Origin of the sequence: Mesorhizobium sp. M0663 (assembly GCF_040320585.1) — a bacterium.
In the GTDB taxonomy this organism is placed as follows: Bacteria; Pseudomonadota; Alphaproteobacteria; order Rhizobiales; family Rhizobiaceae; genus Mesorhizobium.
In genome coordinates this window covers 74,367-92,080 of sequence record NZ_JAMYPX010000009.1, presented here as the reverse complement: position 1 = coordinate 92,080, position 17,714 = coordinate 74,367, and the positions used below count along the sequence as shown (strand labels likewise).

Genomic DNA, 17,714 nt, shown 5'->3' with positions numbered 1-17,714 from the left:
CAAGAGTCCCGAAACATAGCCGGCGATTTCCTGCCAAAGGAAACGGTCCTCAGGGACGCTGCGTCCAAACAGTCTCCTGCGAACTCTTCCGAGCCGCCGCGACGCCGCCATTTGGCTGCAGAGCGAGCTTGCTCCTGTCGTGCTACCGAAGTTGGAAGCCTGGCGCAGCATTCGCATCCGTGCCGCCGAGCTTGGGCGCCAGCTGTCGCAGATGCACGTCAAAGCCAAGCATGCCGCATACTCATGTCGATCCCCGGAGTCGGCGCCATGACCACAGGCGGCGGTCCCGGGCACCGTATGAGTGCAATAGCTATGGCAACCTGACGTCTTTTGCAATTGGGGGCGCAACAAATGCCGCCCACTGAAGCTTTGGTGTGAATGACTGCAGTTATTGGGACTGTCGCTCCCCTCCTATCGACCGAAACGCCTCGATTCCGAGGTGCATTCTCGAACAGCCATTCTCCGTGCGAAAGAAGACCTTCCTTCTACCGTTGGGGCCCGCATCGGAAGCTGATCGTCGCAGTATACAGCCGGGTGCGAGACGGTACGTGCACCGCCAGACCAGCTACTTTAGACACTTCTAATGAGTCTGCGCTACTTAATTGCGCTCCAGTAGCTATAGCCTGACATTGTATTACTCATTTCGATAGTAGATTGCGTCCAATGATCGATTAGATTAGCCGGTTATGGCTGCTATCACAAAGAGATGCGAGAGCGACATCAATCGGAACTCGTGCATTTGCTGCTAGTCCAAGAGATGTAAAAGGGAGGCACGAATTGGCTTAAGCCAAGAAGATTCCGGCTTGCGAGCCGGGTATTTTGCTGGCATGCTTGCTGGTTTCTGAGTGGTGCACTGTGGCAATTGTTCAAAGAAGGGGGCATAAAGATGGCCAAGGAATCTTCGAATACCGCTTCTTCAGCAAATAAAGCGGACGCAAATCTGATAAGTAATGCAGACGGAAGCGGGCTGACCTTCATGGCGGGCCAGGCTCGCGAGAGCGGGGCCCCCGGCGACGCTGTAGGTGTCGACAAGATACGTGATCTGCTGTTCGGCAACCAGATGCAGGACTATGACCGCCGCTTTTCCAAGCTTGAAGAACGGGTCTTGCAGCGCTTCAAGGATGTCGAATCCGAGGCCAAGCGCAATCTTGAAATGTACGAGTCAAATGCGAAGAAGCAGGTCGACTCGCTTGCGGCGCAATTGCGGAACGAAAAAGACGCGCGAGCCGACGCCGATAAGGAGATTGACCGGAATCTTCGCGAGCAAAATCAGGCGCTCGAAAAGCAGGTGCGCGCGTTGTCGGATCAGTTGAGCGAGCTTGAGCGGGAAGTTGCGGACCGGATAAATCGAAACGATCATTTGCTGCGTGAGGAAATCAAGCAAAAGAATGAAAGCATTCAGATGCTGATGGAGAAAATGTTTTCCGATCTTGGCAATGTCAAGACCGACCGAAATCTTTTGGCTGGCCTGTTTGTCGAGGTTGCAAAATGTCTAAATCAGGATCCCGTCGGCAGCAAGAACAACTCGGAGCGTACCTGGAAAGTGAGTTGATCGGAACTTGACGTCGACTGTCGACCCAATCAGCCTCCCTCAAAGAGCAGCTTCGAACGATACAGAGATTGATCGCGAGGCTCTGGCTCGCCTTTTGATCGAAATTGCCCGGAACGTTGATCCGGACTATCGTGCGCGTCTCGACGGAATCCCAACCACCGACCCTCGCATGGAAACGCTGCGCCAGTTGCTGGTCGGCCGCGAAATTTCGGAGCTTTCACGAGTTACGCACCTGCTCGACGAACCCGAGCAGCTTGCGGCTGCAGTGGGGAGCGTTCTCCCCCGTGCAGCCGCACGTGCGCCTCATGCGCAACTCGGAGAGGCCCTTGCGCCAGCTGTCGAGAGGGCCGTGCAACGGTCCATCCAGAAGAGCCCGCGTACGCTGACGGATATATTGTACCCGGTGTTTCTGCCGGCTATTCGCAAGTCGATCGGCGAAAAGATCGACCAGACCTTTCAATCGCTGAATGAAACTTTAAGACATATATTTACCTGGCATGGGCTCAAGTGGAGACTTGAAGCTTGGAGGACAGGAGCAAGCTTCTCAGAAGTTGTTCTTAAGCATTCTCTTGTCTATCGTGTGGAACATGTGTTTCTCATCAACCGCAATTCCGGGCTTTTGATAGCGCATGTAACTGCCGATAATGCAACTAGCGAAGACCCTCAACTCATTTCTTCTATGCTTAGTGCAATTCAAGATTTTGTAAAAGACTCATTTAACGAGAAAGAACAGAGTGGCCTGGACACTATTCGTTTCGGAGAGCTTCGTCTCTGGTCGGAAGTTGGACCGTTTGCGACCTTGGTTGCGGTGATCCGGGGAAATCCGCCGGAGGAATTACATGAAATAATTCGCGATGTATTGCTTCGCATCCATGATGAATGCTCACAGGCTCTAGAGCAGTTTGACGGCGACAGTTCGCAGTTGGCCGGCGTAGAGACGCAGTTGCAGACCTGCGTTGAACTGAAGCAGGAGGAATCAAACCAGGGATTTCCGTGGCTGGTAGTCGCTGCAGTCCTGCTGGTTTTGATTCCGGCAGGCGGTTGGTTCTTTCTTTCTTGGCAATCCGGGCAGCGCTGGCAGGCCTATGTGTCGCGACTGGGGACCCAGCCGGGCATCATCGTTGCCGAACAAAAGGTGCGCGATGGCCAATTCTATATTGCCGGCCTGAGAGACCCGCTTGCCGCCGACCCGCAGGCTCTGTTGGCCGGAACGCAGGTCGATCCCGCCCGCGTTCATTCGCAGTGGCAATTCTATCAGAGTCTTGATCCGGAGTTCGTGTTGAAGCGGCTAACGGCGTCGCTGGTTCCGCCGGATTCAGTACGACTTTCGATCGTCAATGATCGCATCGTTGCCGAGGGTGAGGCTCCCGACACCTGGATAGATCGGGCGCGCGCAGCGGCCCAACAACTTTCGGCAGGCGGACCGGAATTCGATATCTCCAGGGTTCGTGATGTGAGCCCCGAAGCACGCGCGGCGGAGCGCTGGCAGGCCTATGTGTCGCGACTGGAGGCCCAACCGGGAATCATCGTCGCCCAACAAACGGCGAGGGGCGGACATTTCTATATTTCCGGCCTGAGAGACCCGGAGGCCGCCGACCCGAAGGCTCTGCTGTCCGGAACAGGGGTCGATCCTGCTCGCGTTCATTCACAGTGGCAATTCTATCAGAGCCTTGATCCGAAGTTCGTCCTGAAGCGGCTGGTGGTGTCGCTGACCCCGCCGAAATCGGTTCGGCTTTCGATCGTCAATGATCGCATCGTTGCCGAGGGTGAGGCTCCCGACACCTGGATAGATCTCGCACGCGCAGCGGCCCGACAGCTTTCGGCAGGCGGACCGGAATTCGACATCTCCAAGGTTCGTGATGTGAGCCCCGAAGCACGCGCGGCGGAGCACTGGCAGACTTATGTGTCGCGACTGGAGGCCCAAGCGGGAATCATCGTCGCCCAACAAACGGCGAGGGGCGGACATTTCTATATTTCCGGCCTGAGAGACCCGCAGGCCGCCGACCCGAAGGCTCTGCTGTCCGGAACAGGGGTCGATCCTGCTCGCGTTCATTCACAGTGGCAATTCTATCAAAGCCTTGATCCGAAGTTCGTGGTGAAGCGGCTGATGGCGTCGCTGACTCCGCCGGATTCAGTACGGCTTTCGATCATCAAGGATCGCATCGTTGCCCAGGGTGAAGCTCCTGCCGCCTGGATAGATCGGGCGCGGGTCGCCGCCCAACAGCTGTCCGCGGACGGACTCTCTCTAGAAATCTCCGAGCTGCGTGAGTTGACCCCTCCGCAACTCACTCATTTGAGGGAGGCTATTCAAGCGGTCGACATTTTGTTCGATTCTGGCAAGGCTGTACCGGGACCAGAGCAACTGCCGGTTCTCGACAAATTGGCGAATCAGTTGAAGGAATTGGCCAAGGCCGCCCGCAAGGCAGGCGTAACAGCACAGTTCATGTTGACCGGCCATTCGGACGAGACGGGCCGTGAAACGGCCAAGTTGTCGATCAGCGCCGCGCGCGCGGAAACAGTTCGTGCGCTTCTCAAGAAGCGCGGCGTCGATCCGGAGTTGCTCTTGGTTCGCGGCGCGGGCACCTTTGAGCCAGCGGAGATTGAAAATAGCCGAACCGGGAACTCCGCCAACCGCAGAGTTTCGGTTACGGTAAACTTCCACTAGGCGGAGCCCAGGATATTGCAAAAGAAGATCTGCATGTTGGGCGGGTTCGCTGTCGGAAAGACCAGTCTGGTTCGCAGGTTTGTGCAAAGCATCTTTTCAGAAACCTACTTGACCACGGTGGGAGTGAAAATCGACAAGAAGAGCGTCGCATTCCCGGACAAAACCGTGGATCTGATTTTGTGGGATTTGGCCGGCGAAGACGATATCGGCTCATTCCGCGTCAGCTATGTGCGAGGTGCGAGTGGGCTCGTGCTTGTCGTCGATGGAACACGCGCTGCTACTCTTGCCGTGGCGCTCACGTTGCGCGAGCGGGCCGAGGCTGAATTCGGCGCTATGCCGTTTGTATTGCTGTTCAACAAATCCGATCTGGCCGATCGGTGGGCAATATCGGATAGTGAAATTGACGAACTGAGGCAACTTGGATGGCAAGTCTATCTAACAAGTGCGCTTTCGGGTGAGCATGTTGATGATGCGTTTCGTCAACTTGCTTCGATGGTCAGCAAATAAACCATGCACGTCTTGCCAAGAGAAGTTAAAAGCTGGATTTACGATTTCTTCTACAACGAGCGCTCGGTCGCATATCTGAAAATCGACGCCCAGCTTTGCATAGCTGCGAAGGGCGGTAACGTTAAACATTACGGACTCTCGTCAGTTCGCATAGGTAAGCCTGTTGCCGAGCAGCTTGAATTCATGGAAGGTTTGTTGCCCTGCCCGGAGCTTCCATATGATATGGCCATGGTCGAACTTCCCAGCGGGCGTGTCGCGGACCTCCATCTTTTTGCTGACAATGCCTGCGTGTGGCTGCTCTTTCTTGACGCCACTGCCGAACGCGACAATAGGCAGCGACTTCAACAGAAGGCTTATGAAATGACGCTCCTGCAAGAGAGGGAGCGTCAACTCAACGAGAAATTACAATCGATGAACGAGGCGTTGAGGGCGAGCCAAGAGGGATTGTCGCGTGAATACCAGCGCGCCGAAGCCCTGCTCCTCAACATTCTTCCGGCGTCTATCGCGGAGCGGCTAAAAGCGCACGAAGAAATTGCAGACAACTACGCAGAGGTGAGTGTGCTTTTTGCCGACATCGTCGGTTTTACGGAACGAGCGCGGAACGTCGGAGCCGTGACGACGCTCGCTATTTTAAATTACTTCTTCAAAGCGGCGGATCTGCTCTCGGAGCGATACGGCTGCGAAAAGATCAAGACAATCGGCGATTGTGTGATGGTGGTCGCTGGCCTGCCCGCCGCGCGATCCGATCATGCGGAAGCCCTTGCGCACTATGCGCTTGAACTGCGGAAGGCGGTTAAGCTCGAACGCTTCGCAGGAGAACCGATAAGACTCAGAATTGGAATTCACTCAGGACCAATCGTGGCGGGCGTCATAGGCAAAAGGCGGTTTGCCTATGACCTATGGGGCGACACCGTTAATCTCGCCGCACGTATCCAAACGTCCGCGGAGCCCGATGAAATCCGTATTTCGGATGCAACTCATCAACTGCTTGGACCAAATTTTGCTTGCGACCCGCTCGAGGAAACGGAATTGCGTGGTACAGGTCGTGTGCGAATGTGGCGGCTCCCGGCCTGATTTGCCGCATGGCAGTGCCGACCCGGAAGCGCATTGCATCTCAAGCAACATCATGGTTTCGAATGTCCGCAGCGGTGCGCGAAGCAGTTGACCACCGAGCGACCGCCAAAGGTCTGTCCTGGTCAACTCAGGAAATCAGTTCCTGAGATTTAACGTCGATGCCCAGTTCATAGAACGGCCGGAGGCCTGGGCCGAGGTCGGAATGCCCTGCCCCCGCGGCTAAATAAACACCGCCAAGTACCCGGCGCAACGGTCTGGCTCGGAACGATGACGTCTTGCACCGCAACATCGGTTTCTTCAAGGTAGGGCAACAACGGACATAGATGTCGTTGCTCGCCGATCTGACCGGAAGGTTAACAGCACGATGCCACTCATGACTCGACGATTGGGAGCCAGGAACCTGGCGCGCCCGGCACGGCGTCTCGGAGACCTGACTGCGATGTTTGCCCTGATTGCCAGGCCGCTCGTCTTTGGGATCGCCCTTTTGTTGGCTGGTCAGGCGCAGGCGCAGGCGCCGGCGACCGTCCCGCCTGAAAGGGTCAAACAGTTGTTCGAGCTTCTCGACGATCCGTCAGTGAAGGCCTGGGTGGCCGAACAGCGAAATCAGGACGCCGGGTCAACGGGAGCGCCCGCCGAGAGAGGGGCTTCGCCGACCGACGCATCGTCCGGCGCCGTGGCCGCACCAGGCCAGATGAATACGATGGCATCCTCGACGCTCGATGGGATCAGGCATCATATCGAAAGAATCGTGCGAACTTTGCCCTTGCTGCCAGGCCAGTTCGCGCGCGTTCGGGCAGAGACGATGGAGGATATGTCCAGCAAGGGGCCTGCCGGCGTATTTGTGCTGATTGCAATGTTCATCGCTGCCGGCCTGGCACTCACTTGGGCAACGTTCAAGCTCACCCGTCCATTTCGTCTTTGGATTATCGCGCAACCGAAGGATACGCCCGTTGGGCGAGCCAAGAAGATTGGTGGCCGCCTGCTTTATTCCAGCATGCTGATAGTCTCTTTCGCACTGGGCAGCGCCGGCGCGTTCATGTTGTTCGACTGGCCGATGCTTATCCGCGAGATTGTACTGACATTTCTGATGGCGGCAGTCGTTACATGGGGTGTGCGCATGTACGTCATGGCGATGCTCGTCCCTTCCTTCATGAACGTCGAGAACGCCGTCGAGGTTCGTGCTTTGCCGATCACCAACGAAGCGGCTGACCATTGGTCCTATTGGCTACCCCGGATCGTCGGCGTCTTCGCCTTCTTCGGCGCCGCGTTTATCCTCTTGCCAGGTCTCGGCATCGATCAGGACGGAATGATGGTCCTGTCACTGGGCGCCGATTTCGTGCTGCTGTTGCTCCTGCTGCTCGCCATTTGGCGTCGGCCAAGAACGCAGCGAGACGGTGCGCGCCACATCGGTCACACGGAAGCGACATGGCTATTGACTGCTTATTTCGTCGTCCTGTTCCTGCAGCGTATCGCCGGCCTTTATACATACTTCTGGTTCACCTTCGCCGCATTCTTCCTGCCTTTGGCAATCGTGGTGACGCAGCGCGGGGTTAATTTCGTTCTGCGGCCAGGTTCGGAAGATGTCGGCCGGCCCACGATCCCGGCGGTGACGATCGCTGTCATCGATCGCGGAATCCGAATGATTTTCATCCTGGCGGCGGCTTACCTTCTCGCACGTGTCTGGGGTCTGGACATGCAATCCATGCGGGACAGCGATACGACGACGACGTTCATATTGCGCGGCTTGATCAATGTCGTGGTCATTGCCCTCGCCGCCGACTTCGGCTGGTCGATCATCAAAGCTTTGATCGAACGAAAGCTGGGCATCGAAACACCGCACCCTGTGATCAGCGACGAGGACGTCCCGATCCTCGATCCGCAGCAGGCACGGCTGCACACGCTCTTGCCGATCCTCCAGAATATTCTGCTCGCATCGATCATCGTGATGGCGGTGCTTATGATGCTCGCCTCGCTGGGTATCCAGATCGGCCCATTGATCGCCGGCGCTGGCGTCGTCGGCGTCGCCGTGGGCTTTGGGGCACAAACCATTGTCAAGGACGTCATTTCAGGCGTGTTTTTTCTGCTCGATGATGCGTTCCGTGTTGGCGAATACATTTCATCGGGCAATTACAAGGGTACTGTGGAAAGCTTTTCGCTGCGCTCGGTGAAGCTGCGCCACCATCGTGGTCCGCTGTTCACGATACCTTTCGGTGAACTCGGGGCAGTCCAGAACCAGAGCCGTGACTGGGTTATCGACAAATTCAACATTACCGTTGGTTATGACACCGATATCGACTTCGCTCGCAAGCTGATCAAGCGGATCGGCCTCGAACTGGCGGAAGATCCCGAGTTCAAACACTGGGTGCTCGACCCGATCAAGATGCAGGGCGTACAGGAGTTCGGCGAATACGGCATCGTATTGAGGGTCAAGGCCACAACCAAGCCGGGAGGCGCCTTCGGTATGAAACGCAAATTCTATGTACGCCTCCGCCAGGTCTTCAAGGAGCAGGGCATCGAACTCCCATTTCCGACCGTCCAGGTCCAGGGGCTACAGAACCAACATGGGGCAGAGAATGCACCGTTGGAGATCACGCCCGAGTTGAAAATGGCCGTCGCGCAGTCGCACACTATTCGGCGCAGAAAAAAAGCTAGCACAACGGAATAGAAAAGCTGCGACACCTGCTGGTCACAGCGCGGCTTTCCGCGCATCGCTCATGGCAGGCAGGGACACTCTTTTCGCCACGTAAGCAAAAGGCGCCCCGAAAGGCGCCTCTTAATCGCTTGATTCCCCTCAAGGAAACTGGAGCGGGTGAAGCGATTCGAACGCTCGACCCCAACCTTGGCAAGGTTGTGCTCTACCCCTGAGCTACACCCGCTCGCGCGGCTTTTGGGCCGCAAGCCGCGCCTATATGGCTGAAGAGCGCGGCGATTGCAACAGGGAATTCGCAGGCTTTTTGCTTCGTCGGCAATGCGGACAAGCCTCCTGCGAGACGTCGCAAGGCAATCGCCCCGCGTTGCGCGACGGGCTTGTCTTGGCAGCATCATTGGCCGTAAACGGCGTTAGCCGAACAAGCCGTTGAAAGCGACCATCAGAAGAAAGACCGATGCCGAAGACCGAAGCCGAACTTTTCGCCTTTCTCGCCGGACTCGGGATCGAGGTATCGACGCGGCGGCATCCGCCGCTGTTCACGGTCGCCGATTCGCAGGCGCTGCGCGGCGAGATCGCCGGCGGCCACACCAAGAACCTGTTCCTCAAGGACAAGAAGGACAATTTCTTCCTGGTCAGCGTCGACGAGGAGGCGGTGGTCGATCTCAAGCAGATCCACCATCTGATCGGCGCTGCCGGGCGCGTGTCTTTCGGCCGGCCGGAGATGCTGATGGAGCTTCTCGGCGTCGTCCCGGGCGCGGTCACGATGTTCGGGCTGATCAACGACACCGAGCGAAGGGTCAAGGTCGTTTTGGACCAGGAGCTGATGAGCCATGCGGTGGTCAATGCCCACCCGCTGACCAATGAAGCGACGACTTCCATCGCTGCCGCGGACCTGGTCAAATTCGTCGAGGCAACCGGACATGATGCTGTTATCTTGAAAGTCTCGGCATGATCGCCACATGGGTGACTGAAACCGGGTTCTAAAGAAGGATTTTGCGCCCGTCCCTTGGCCGGCGGCGCGACCGAAAGGCGACAAGATGAGCGATAGCAACCCCTTTGGCGGCCCATTTGGCAGCAATGGCGGCCGGTATGCCACCACCGTGCAATATGGCGGCACCGATGCCGCGCGTGAGAAGGTCGCGCTTGCGGAGGCGCCGGCCGACGTCATCAAGGACACAACGACCGCTGGATTTGCCGCCGACGTGATCCAGGAATCGCGTCACCAGCCGGTGCTGGTCGATTTCTGGGCGCCGTGGTGCGGCCCTTGCAAGCAATTGACGCCGCTGCTGGAGAAGGCGGTGAAAGCCGCCGGTGGCAAGGTCAAGCTGGTCAAGATGAATATCGACGACCATCCATCGATCGCCGGCCAGCTTGGCATCCAGTCGATACCGGCGGTCATTGCCTTCAAGGACGGCCAGCCGGTCGACGGCTTCATGGGCGCCATTCCCGAGAGCCAGATCACGCAATTCATCCAGAAGGTCGGCGGCAAGAACGGCGGTGCGCCGCAAGTTGCCGAGGCGCTGGCCGCGGCCGCCGAAGCGCGCGACGCCGGGGACGTGCAGACGGCGGCCGACATTTACGATGCCATCCTGGAACAGGCGCCGGAGACGATCGAGGCGATCGCTGGCTTGGGCGATCTGCTGTTCGAGGCCGGCGATGCCGAAGGTGCCGAGGCGGTGCTGGCGCGGGCGCCGGAAGCAAAGAAGGATGCGCCCCAGCTCGCCGCGCTGCGGGCCAAGATGGCGCTCGCCGCGCAAGCAGCAGTGCTCGGCAATCCGGCGGAACTGGAACGGCGGCTGGCCGAAAATCCCGGGGATCACCAGGCACGGTTCGAGCTTGCCATGATCCAGAACGCCAAGGGTGATCGCATGGCGGCGGCCGACAATCTGCTGGCGATCATCAAGGCCGACCGCTCGTGGAACGACGACGGCGCCAGAACCCAGTTGCTGCAGCTCTTCGAGGCATGGGGCATGACCGACGAAGCAACGCTGTCGGCACGGCGCAAACTGTCGTCGCTGCTGTTTTCCTGAGCCGGCGCAGACTGTTTTGTCGCGCGGGCTTGCGGTGGGCCGCGGCTGCGCCAGATTAGGTTTTCGGACGGCGTTCGATTTCAGGTTTCCGGTGTTGCGCCTTGTGCCGGCCGGGAGGAGACGGATTTGGTGCGCTTCCTGACAAAGCGATCGGAGGATTGAGGTGCAGGCGGGAAACGCGCATTACCGGCTCGCTGCGGACTTACCGTCGACCATGCCGATCTTTCCGCTTGAGGGCGCATTGCTGCTGCCGGGAGGCCGCATGCCGCTCAACATCTTCGAGCCGCGCTATCTGCAGATGGTCGACGAGGCGATCGCCGGGCCGCGGCTGATCGGCATGATCCAGCCCAGCCTTGACGGTGCGCTGCGTCCCGACGGCGAGCCGGAGCTCTGCAATGTCGGCTGCGCCGGGCGCATCATTGCGCTGTCCGAGAGCGGCGACGGCCGTTACCTGATTTCGCTGCAGGGCGTGTGCCGGTTCCGTATTGTCCAGGAGCTCACGGTCAAAACACCGTTCCGGCAGTGCCGGTTGGCACCCTTTCTCGCCGATCTCGACGAGGAGCAGGCAGACGCCGAGATCGACCGGCCGGCGCTGCTCAAAGCGTTTCGCGCCTATCTGCAGGCTAACGATCTGGAGGCCGACTGGGAAAGCGTCAGCCGCGCCGAAAACGCCATGCTGGTCAACGCACTGTCGATGATGGCGCCCTACGGGCCGGCCGAGAAACAGGCGCTGCTCGAAGCGGCCGATCTGAAGACACGCGCCGAGACCCTGATCGCCATCACCGAAATGGCGCTGGCGCGCGACAATGAGGATTTCGGTTCGAGTTTGCAGTAGGTTCTTGCCTTCTCCCCTTGTGGGAGAAGGTGGATCGGCGCGCAGCGCCGAGACGGTTGAGGGGTACTGGACGGAGTGCCGTCGGTGCCAAGCTGGAACACCCCTCATCCGACCGAGCTTCGCTCGGCCACCTTCTCCCACAAGGGGAGAAGGAAGTTCGCGCTCGAAACCTTAACCCGATTTGCCCAGATAAGGACAAACCAAATGGCGGATGGACGTGACGGGAACAGGACTGTCGACCCCAAGCTGCTGGAACTCTTGGCCTGCCCGCTGACCAAGGGGCCGCTTGCCTGGGATCCGGAGCGCGGCGAGCTTATCTCGCGGGTGGCAAAGCTTGCCTATCCGGTGCGGGACGGCATTCCGATCATGCTGCCATCGGAAGCGCGTGTCATCACCATAGATGATGCCATGCCACCGCCGCCGCGCCTGGGTGGAACGCCCTGAGCGCTGCGGTTCAGAGCCGCTCCGTCGCGATCTTTCGCGCCTCTATTGAAAATTGCGCCCTTTGGGCATGACCTTCTCTGCCTTTCCCAGTAGTTCCGTTTGCGCGATGCTGCCAGGCTGAGCCTCGTCTGCACTGCTCGACAGTCTGTCCGCAGGCCTTGCCTGCTCAAGCAGCACCGACAGCCACGGCGTCAGATCCTCGACCTTCTCGGCGACGATATGGATGACGTCCGATTCCGATTGCAACTTGCCGGTGACGCGGATGAGACGCGCGCCCATGACGATGGGGCGGAAGCGGTCAAAAGTCCTTTCCCAGAAAATAATGTTGGCGACCGCATTCTCGTCTTCCAGCGTCAGGAAAATCGCCTTGCCATTGCCCGGCCGCTGCCGCACCAGCACGAGGCCGGCGACCGAAACGCGCCGGCCGTCCCGCACCTGGCCGAGCCGCACATTGGGCGTGACGCCGGAACGATCCAGCCTTTGACGCAGGAAGGCGACCGGGTGCGCCTTCAGCGACAGGCCAAGCGAGCGGTAGTCGTGGACGACGTGCTCGCCGAGCGGCATTGTCGGGAGCCTGGTTGCAGGCTCCAGATCGCGCAAGCGGATCGCCGGCTGGTCGAACAGCGGCAGCTTTTCGGCGGCACTCTTGCCGTCGAGCGCGCGGACCGCCCATAGAGCGTCGCGACGGTTCAATCCAAGCGACCGGAAAGCGTCGGCCTGCGCCAGTTTTTCGATCTCGTCGACGTTGAGGCCCGAGCGCAGCCAGACGTCGCGTACGGATGCATAGCCGGCGCCGCGCCTCGACACAAACGCTTCCATGCGCTCCTTCGACAGGCCCTTGACCTGGCGAAAGCCGAGCCGGACGGCATGGCTGGTCCGGATGACGCCGCGCATCTGGGCATGGCGGTCAAGGATACGATCCGGATCGAAAGGCGATTTCTCCAAGGCGCAATCCCAGCCGGAAAAATTGACGTCGACCTCGCGGATCTCGACGCCGTGGTCATGCGCGTCGCGGACAAGCTGGGCCGGCTGGTAAAACCCCATCGGCTGGGAATTCAGGATCGCGGCGCAGAACACGTCGGGATAGAAGGTCTTGAACCAGCAGGAGGCATAGACCAGCAGGGCGAAGGAGGCGGCGTGGCTCTCGGGAAAGCCGTATTCGCCAAAACCCTCGATCTGCTTGAAGCAGCGCTCGGCGAAGTCTTTTTCGTAGCCCTTGGCGACCATGCCGTCGACCATTCTCTTGCGGTAATTGCCGATCGTGCCGGTGCGCTTGAATGTCGCCATGGCGCGGCGCAGTTCATCGGCCTCGCCCGGCCTGAAGCCGCCAGCAACGATGGCGATCTTCATCGCCTGCTCCTGGAACAGCGGCACGCCCAGCGTCCTGCCGAGTATTTTTTCCAGTTCCGGCTTGGGATATTCGGGTTTTTCCTTGCCTTGCCGGCGGCGCAGATAAGGGTGGACCATGTCGCCTTGGATCGGGCCGGGCCGCACGATCGCCACCTCGATGACGAGGTCGTAAAAGCTTTTCGGCCGCAGCCGCGGCAGCATCGACATCTGCGCGCGCGATTCGATCTGGAAGACGCCGATCGTGTCGGCACGGCAGATCATGTCGTAGACATGCTTGTCCTCGGCAGGCAGAGTGGCCAGCACATAGGGCAGGCCGTACTCGTCCCGCGCCTGCGGATAATGATCCTGGAGCAGGGTGAAAGCGCGCTGCAGACAGGTCAGCATGCCGAGCGCCAGCACGTCCACTTTAAGGATTTTCACCGCGTCGAGATCGTCCTTGTCCCACTCGACCATCTTGCGCTCGTCCATCGCCGTCTTGACGATGGGCACGATCTCGTCGAGCCGGTCCCGGGTGATGACGAAACCGCCGACATGCTGCGACAAATGACGAGGAAAGCCCATGATCTCGTTGGCGCATTCGATCACATGCCTTGTCGATGGATCGGTCTGATCGAGGCCGCCGGCCTTTGTCTCCTTTTCGCCGAGCTCCGAGGTCGACCAGCCCCAGATCGAACTGGACAGCGCGCCCCGGACGTCGTCCGACAGGCCCATCGCCTTGGCCACTTCGCGCATCGCCGAGCGGCCCCGGTAGCTGACGACGGCGGCGGCCAGCGCGGTGCGCTTGGTGCTGTATTTGGAATAGATGTACTGGATGACCTCCTCGCGCTTTTCATGCTCGAAATCGACGTCGATGTCGGGCGGCTCGTTTCTTTCCTCGGAAATGAAGCGTTCGAAAAGCGTTTCGATCTTGTCCGGGCCGACTTCGGTGATGCCAATGCAGAAGCAGATGATCGAGTTGGCGGCAGAGCCGCGCCCCTGGCAGAGAATGTTCTGGCTGCGGGCGAATTTGACGATGTCGTGGACAGTCAGGAAATAGCGCGCGTAGTTCAGGCGCTCGATCAGAGCGAGCTCCTCCTCGATGCGCTGCGTCACAAAAGCGGGCACGCCCGAGGGGTAGCGGATGGCGGCTCCCTCCTTGGCCAGCCTTTCCAGTTCGGCCTGCGGCCCAAGACCCGATTCCGTCGGCTCGTCGGGATAGTTGTATTGCAGGTCACTGAGCGAGAAGGTCAGCTCGCCGGCAAAACGCAGCGTTTCCGCCAGCGCTTGCGGATGCCTGCGGAAAAGCCGTGCCATCTCCAGCGGCGGCTTTAAGTGACGCTCGGCATTGGCCGCCAGCTCCAGGCCCACCTCGGCGACGGGCACATTGAGGCGGATCGCCGTCAGCACGTCCTGCAGCGGGCGCCGTTCCGACGTATGGTAGAGAACATCGTTGGTCGCCATCAACGGGATGCCGGCCAGCTCCGCCATCGCCGCCGCCTGCTCGATACGGAAGCGGTCGTTGCCGCGGTAATCCGGCGAAACCGCAAGCCGCAGGTTTTCACCGAAACGATCCGTGAGCCGGCTAAGGAGTGCGAGGCTGGTTTCCGCGTCCGCCGACACATCCGGCAGTATGGCGAGCGACAGGAGATCGCCCCATTCGAGAAGATCGCTCTGTTTGAGGAGCGTCGCCCCTTTTTCGTTCTCGTCACGCAGATTGGCCTGCGTCAGCATGCGGCAGAGATGCCCCCAGCCCTTGCGATCCTGCGGGTAGGCGAGGATGTCCGGCGTGCCGTCGCAAAAAACCAGGCGGCAGCCGGGATGATAGGAAGCACCCTCCACCTTGGCCTGCTGCCAGGCGCGCACCACGCCCGCCACCGTGTTGCGGTCGGCGAGACCGATCGCCGAAAACCCCAGGAATTTTGCCGCGACCACCAGCTCCTCCGGTTTCGAGGCACCGCGCAGAAACGAGAAGTTCGACTGGATGCCGAATTCGGCATAGGGGTTGGCCGTCAGCGCATTCATGCGAAGATCCCATGCATGAACCAGCGCGGCGAGGGCTGCGAGGCGCTGTAAAGGCCCTGGCGATAGAGCCAGTAACGGCGGCCGTCGGCATCCTCGATGCGGAAATAATCCCGGGTCGGGGCATCTTCTCGTCCCGCCGCCCCTCGCCACCATTCCGGCGCGATGCGCTCCGGCCCTTCGGCGCGCGCGACCCGATAGAGCGCGCGCCGCCAGCGGAAGTTCAAAGGCGGGCCTTCCGGCATTTCGGTGGCCGGCACCTCGATCGGCTCGGGCGAACGGAAAAGCCGGATCGGCCGTTCCGGCTGGAAGACGGTCGAGGGAGCGTCCTTCGCCTTGTCCGGCTGCTTCGGCGGCGAGCTTCTCTGCGGCGCCTCCGTGAAGGGAAGGGTGGCGACGGCGCGCTCCGGCAAATGGCTCTCGACGGCGACCGGCTTCAAGACCGCGCCTTCGCCGAGCCGGGCGCGAATGCGGTCGGCAAAAAGCGCGATATCGGCACCGTCGTCGCTCGTCTCGCCGGCAAGGTCGGCCTGCTGCATGTCGAAGGCGGCGGCGGTCAGCACCGAAAGGCGCACGAGATCGAAGCCATAGCCGGCGTCGATATCCTGTTCGAGCGCGGCAAGCCTTTCGTGGAACAATTTCTGGATCAGCCGCGGCTCGCGCAGAGGCCGCGAGGTGCCGACGGCGATGCGGCTGACGCCGCCATCGACGCGGAAAAGCAGCAGCGCCAGCCGCCTTGCGCCCTCGCCGCGACGCTCGAGGTCGCTCTTCAAGGTGGTCGCCAGCATGCCGGTCAGCCGCTCGATGTCCTCGGTCAGCATGATCGGCTCGGCAAGGTGACGCTCGACCGAAAGCGGTGCCACCGGCAGGCGCGGCGACACGGCCTCCTCGAGGCGGCCAAGCGCCTGGTCGAGACGCAAGAGCAGCGATGCGCCGAAGCGGCGGGCCAGCGGCGCGCGCGGTGCCGCCATGACGGCGCCCGCCGTGCGCAGGCCGACGCTTTCGAGGCTGGCGCGTACCTCCGGGTCGATGCGCAGCGCCGCCAGCGGCAAGGGCGCGAGAAGCGCTTCCTCCTCACCATCGGGCACGATGCGGTCGCCAGCAAACCGCGCCGCCGCCCAGGCAGCACCAGGCGTGGCGGCAAGCCCGGCGCGGACATCGAAGCCCTGATGGAAAAAACGCGACAGGATATCGTCCAGCATCGAGCGTTCGCCGCCGAAAAGATGGGTGCAGCCGGTGACGTCGAGATAGAGGCCGTCGGTCCCGTCAAGCGCCACCAGCGGGGTATAGCGGTCGCACCAGTCGGCGAGGCCTTCGAGCAGGCGCCGGTCGGCCTCCGGATCGGCCTCCACGATGTCGATCGAGGGATGCATGGCGCGTGCGTCGGCTATGCCCATGCCGCGCTTCAGATTAAGCGCCTCGGCCCGCTCGTCGAGGGCGGCGATGCGCTGGGCGTTCCGGTCGCGGTGACTGATCACCAGCGGCAGGTGATCCGACGGCCGGGAACGCCAGGACCGCCCCAGACGCTGCCGCAGGATCCTCTCGGCGGCGAGATGCGGAAACCACAGGGATAGGAGTCTTTGGCCGTTCTGGGGCCCATTCCTGAGACCTTCCTTGCTCGCCCCGTCTTTCTTCGAATATGCGTTCATCGGGGTTCCACTCCAGTGTGAATTTTCCGGGCAAGGCCGTGCAGCTCTTGCCGATGGCGACGGTGAAGGCGGGCCGGCCGATCGAGCCGGCGAGCGGCCCGGCAAGCGTCTTACGCGTTGCCGCCGGTGCCGCCGACAGGATGAGGCGGACGGGCGCTGCCGTCGGTTCGGGCTCGCCGGCCTGGCGCAGCAGGAACAGCGGCCGGCCCGCACTCTGCGCGCGGGCGTGCAGCCGCCGCGTCGCGGTGAGGTCAAGCCGCTGCGGGCTGCCGCGGATTTCGAGGATGACGGCGGCCAGCGCCGTCATCCGGGCAGCCTCCTCGGCGATCCACAGCGCATCGAGCAGCCTTGGCGCCTCGGAAAACAGCAATTGCTCCGGCTCGATGCCGAAGAAGGCGTGAAGCCCCCTGGCATAGGGAAAGCCGGCCTCGCGGAAAACCTCTGATGTGCCGATCCACAGCACCGGCAATCGCGGCCCCTGGCTTAGGATCAGGCTGACGAGCGACAAGGCAAAACCGGCAACGGCCCCGGCATCGCGGGTCGCGGCGCCATGAAACTCGCTCACCGCCGCCTTCGGCAGGCCGCCGCTCAGCGCAGCATCGAGGCGCTCGGCGCCGGTGCGCAAAAACGCATCGGGCGGCGCCACGGCAAGGCCGCGCCGGACAATGGTCAGATTCCGAGCGGGTGTCGGATGCCGAGAGGGTGTCAGACTCTGACGAGGGACATCCGCGTCAAACGACGAACTGGCCGGCGCCTCCAGGCGCTCGGGCAAGGTCCCTTCGATCTTCGCGATCTGGCGGCGCAGGGCAAAAACAGTCTCCCGCGCCACGGCGCTTGTCGCCATGACGGTCAGCTTCCACTCACAATTGTTCCTGCTATGTTCCCTAGGATTCCAGAGGCCGCCCGAAGAGTCAAGCGGAGTCATGGGGAATTTATTCCTGTAGTGGGGGCATGACACGG

Annotated in this window: 12 protein-coding genes, 1 tRNA gene and 1 pseudogene; 10 read left to right on the top strand and 4 right to left on the bottom strand. The window is 60.7% G+C overall.

Annotated elements, in window-relative coordinates; genetic code table 11:
- Nucleotides 1-127: 127 nt before the first annotated feature.
- The 6 genes and pseudogenes from NKI54_RS18035 to NKI54_RS18010 form a co-directional block, all read left to right on the top strand.
- Nucleotides 128-273 (top strand): annotated as a pseudogene (locus tag NKI54_RS18035) (IS110 family transposase); the annotation flags it as partial.
- Between the two features lie 613 nt (nucleotides 274-886).
- The gene (locus NKI54_RS18030; RefSeq protein ID WP_031211579.1) at nucleotides 887-1,552 is read left to right on the top strand and encodes a DUF3450 domain-containing protein; all 666 of its coding nucleotides are present in this window, start codon (nucleotides 887-889) and stop codon (nucleotides 1,550-1,552) included.
- Nucleotides 1,553-1,646: 94 nt separating this feature from the next.
- A complete protein-coding gene (locus NKI54_RS18025; RefSeq protein ID WP_352594342.1) occupies nucleotides 1,647-4,217 on the top strand; it encodes an OmpA family protein in 2,571 nt (856 codons plus the stop codon).
- Between the two features lie 15 nt (nucleotides 4,218-4,232).
- Nucleotides 4,233-4,724, top strand: coding sequence for a Rab family GTPase (locus NKI54_RS18020; protein WP_245274668.1), 492 nt, complete (start codon nucleotides 4,233-4,235; stop codon nucleotides 4,722-4,724).
- A 3-nt stretch (nucleotides 4,725-4,727) separates the two neighbouring features.
- Nucleotides 4,728-5,798 carry an adenylate/guanylate cyclase domain-containing protein gene (locus tag NKI54_RS18015; protein WP_352636478.1) on the top strand — a complete coding sequence of 357 codons (1,071 nt, stop codon included), beginning with the start codon at nucleotides 4,728-4,730 and terminating at the stop codon, nucleotides 5,796-5,798.
- A gap of 439 nt (nucleotides 5,799-6,237) precedes the next feature.
- Nucleotides 6,238-8,463 (top strand): mechanosensitive ion channel family protein, encoded by a 2,226-nt coding sequence (locus NKI54_RS18010; protein WP_023675982.1) that lies wholly within the window; start codon nucleotides 6,238-6,240, stop codon nucleotides 8,461-8,463.
- 136 nt (nucleotides 8,464-8,599) lie between these two features.
- Here NKI54_RS18010 and NKI54_RS18005 read toward each other — a convergent pair.
- Nucleotides 8,600-8,674 (bottom strand) — tRNA-Gly (locus NKI54_RS18005).
- 228 nt (nucleotides 8,675-8,902) lie between these two features.
- Between NKI54_RS18005 and NKI54_RS18000 the strand changes: the two genes are divergently transcribed.
- The 4 genes from NKI54_RS18000 (at nucleotide 8,903) to NKI54_RS17985 (ending at nucleotide 11,757) form a co-directional block, all read left to right on the top strand.
- Nucleotides 8,903-9,400 carry a prolyl-tRNA synthetase associated domain-containing protein gene (locus tag NKI54_RS18000; protein WP_352636477.1) on the top strand — a complete coding sequence of 166 codons (498 nt, stop codon included), beginning with the start codon at nucleotides 8,903-8,905 and terminating at the stop codon, nucleotides 9,398-9,400.
- An 85-nt stretch (nucleotides 9,401-9,485) separates the two neighbouring features.
- The gene (gene trxA, locus NKI54_RS17995; RefSeq protein ID WP_352458335.1) at nucleotides 9,486-10,478 is read left to right on the top strand and encodes a thioredoxin; all 993 of its coding nucleotides are present in this window, start codon (nucleotides 9,486-9,488) and stop codon (nucleotides 10,476-10,478) included.
- A 163-nt stretch (nucleotides 10,479-10,641) separates the two neighbouring features.
- Nucleotides 10,642-11,313 carry an LON peptidase substrate-binding domain-containing protein gene (locus NKI54_RS17990; protein ID WP_023675985.1) on the top strand — a complete coding sequence of 224 codons (672 nt, stop codon included), beginning with the start codon at nucleotides 10,642-10,644 and terminating at the stop codon, nucleotides 11,311-11,313.
- A gap of 204 nt (nucleotides 11,314-11,517) precedes the next feature.
- Complete coding sequence (locus NKI54_RS17985; RefSeq protein WP_023675986.1) at nucleotides 11,518-11,757, top strand: Trm112 family protein; 240 nt, start codon at nucleotides 11,518-11,520, stop codon at nucleotides 11,755-11,757.
- 42 nt (nucleotides 11,758-11,799) lie between these two features.
- On the opposite strand, the gene NKI54_RS17980 is transcribed toward NKI54_RS17985, so the two are convergent.
- The 3 genes from NKI54_RS17980 to NKI54_RS17970 are packed head-to-tail and all read right to left on the bottom strand — an operon-like array spanning nucleotide 11,800 to nucleotide 17,598.
- Entirely contained in the window at nucleotides 11,800-15,108 is a 3,309-nt protein-coding gene (locus NKI54_RS17980; protein ID WP_352636476.1) for an error-prone DNA polymerase, read from the bottom strand.
- Nucleotides 15,105-16,583 (bottom strand): DUF6504 family protein, encoded by a 1,479-nt coding sequence (locus tag NKI54_RS17975; RefSeq protein WP_352636475.1) that lies wholly within the window; start codon nucleotides 16,581-16,583, stop codon nucleotides 15,105-15,107. The genes NKI54_RS17980 and NKI54_RS17975 overlap by 4 nt, the downstream gene beginning before the upstream one ends.
- Complete coding sequence (locus NKI54_RS17970; RefSeq protein WP_352636474.1) at nucleotides 16,516-17,598, bottom strand: ImuA family protein; 1,083 nt, start codon at nucleotides 17,596-17,598, stop codon at nucleotides 16,516-16,518. The genes NKI54_RS17975 and NKI54_RS17970 overlap by 68 nt, the downstream gene beginning before the upstream one ends.
- Between the last annotated feature and the right edge of the window lie 116 nt (nucleotides 17,599-17,714).

Coding starts and splice junctions, on each gene's coding strand:
- NKI54_RS17980 (WP_352636476.1), bottom strand. CDS start 15,108: ATGAATGCGCTGACGGCCAACCCCTATGCCGAATTCGGCATCCAGTCG.
- NKI54_RS18030 (WP_031211579.1), top strand. CDS start 887: ATGGCCAAGGAATCTTCGAATACCGCTTCTTCAGCAAATAAAGCGGAC.
- trxA (WP_352458335.1), top strand. CDS start 9,486: ATGAGCGATAGCAACCCCTTTGGCGGCCCATTTGGCAGCAATGGCGGC.
- NKI54_RS18000 (WP_352636477.1), top strand. CDS start 8,903: ATGCCGAAGACCGAAGCCGAACTTTTCGCCTTTCTCGCCGGACTCGGG.
- NKI54_RS17970 (WP_352636474.1), bottom strand. CDS start 17,598: ATGGCGACAAGCGCCGTGGCGCGGGAGACTGTTTTTGCCCTGCGCCGC.
- NKI54_RS18010 (WP_023675982.1), top strand. CDS start 6,238: ATGTTTGCCCTGATTGCCAGGCCGCTCGTCTTTGGGATCGCCCTTTTG.
- NKI54_RS18015 (WP_352636478.1), top strand. CDS start 4,728: ATGCACGTCTTGCCAAGAGAAGTTAAAAGCTGGATTTACGATTTCTTC.
- NKI54_RS17985 (WP_023675986.1), top strand. CDS start 11,518: ATGGCGGATGGACGTGACGGGAACAGGACTGTCGACCCCAAGCTGCTG.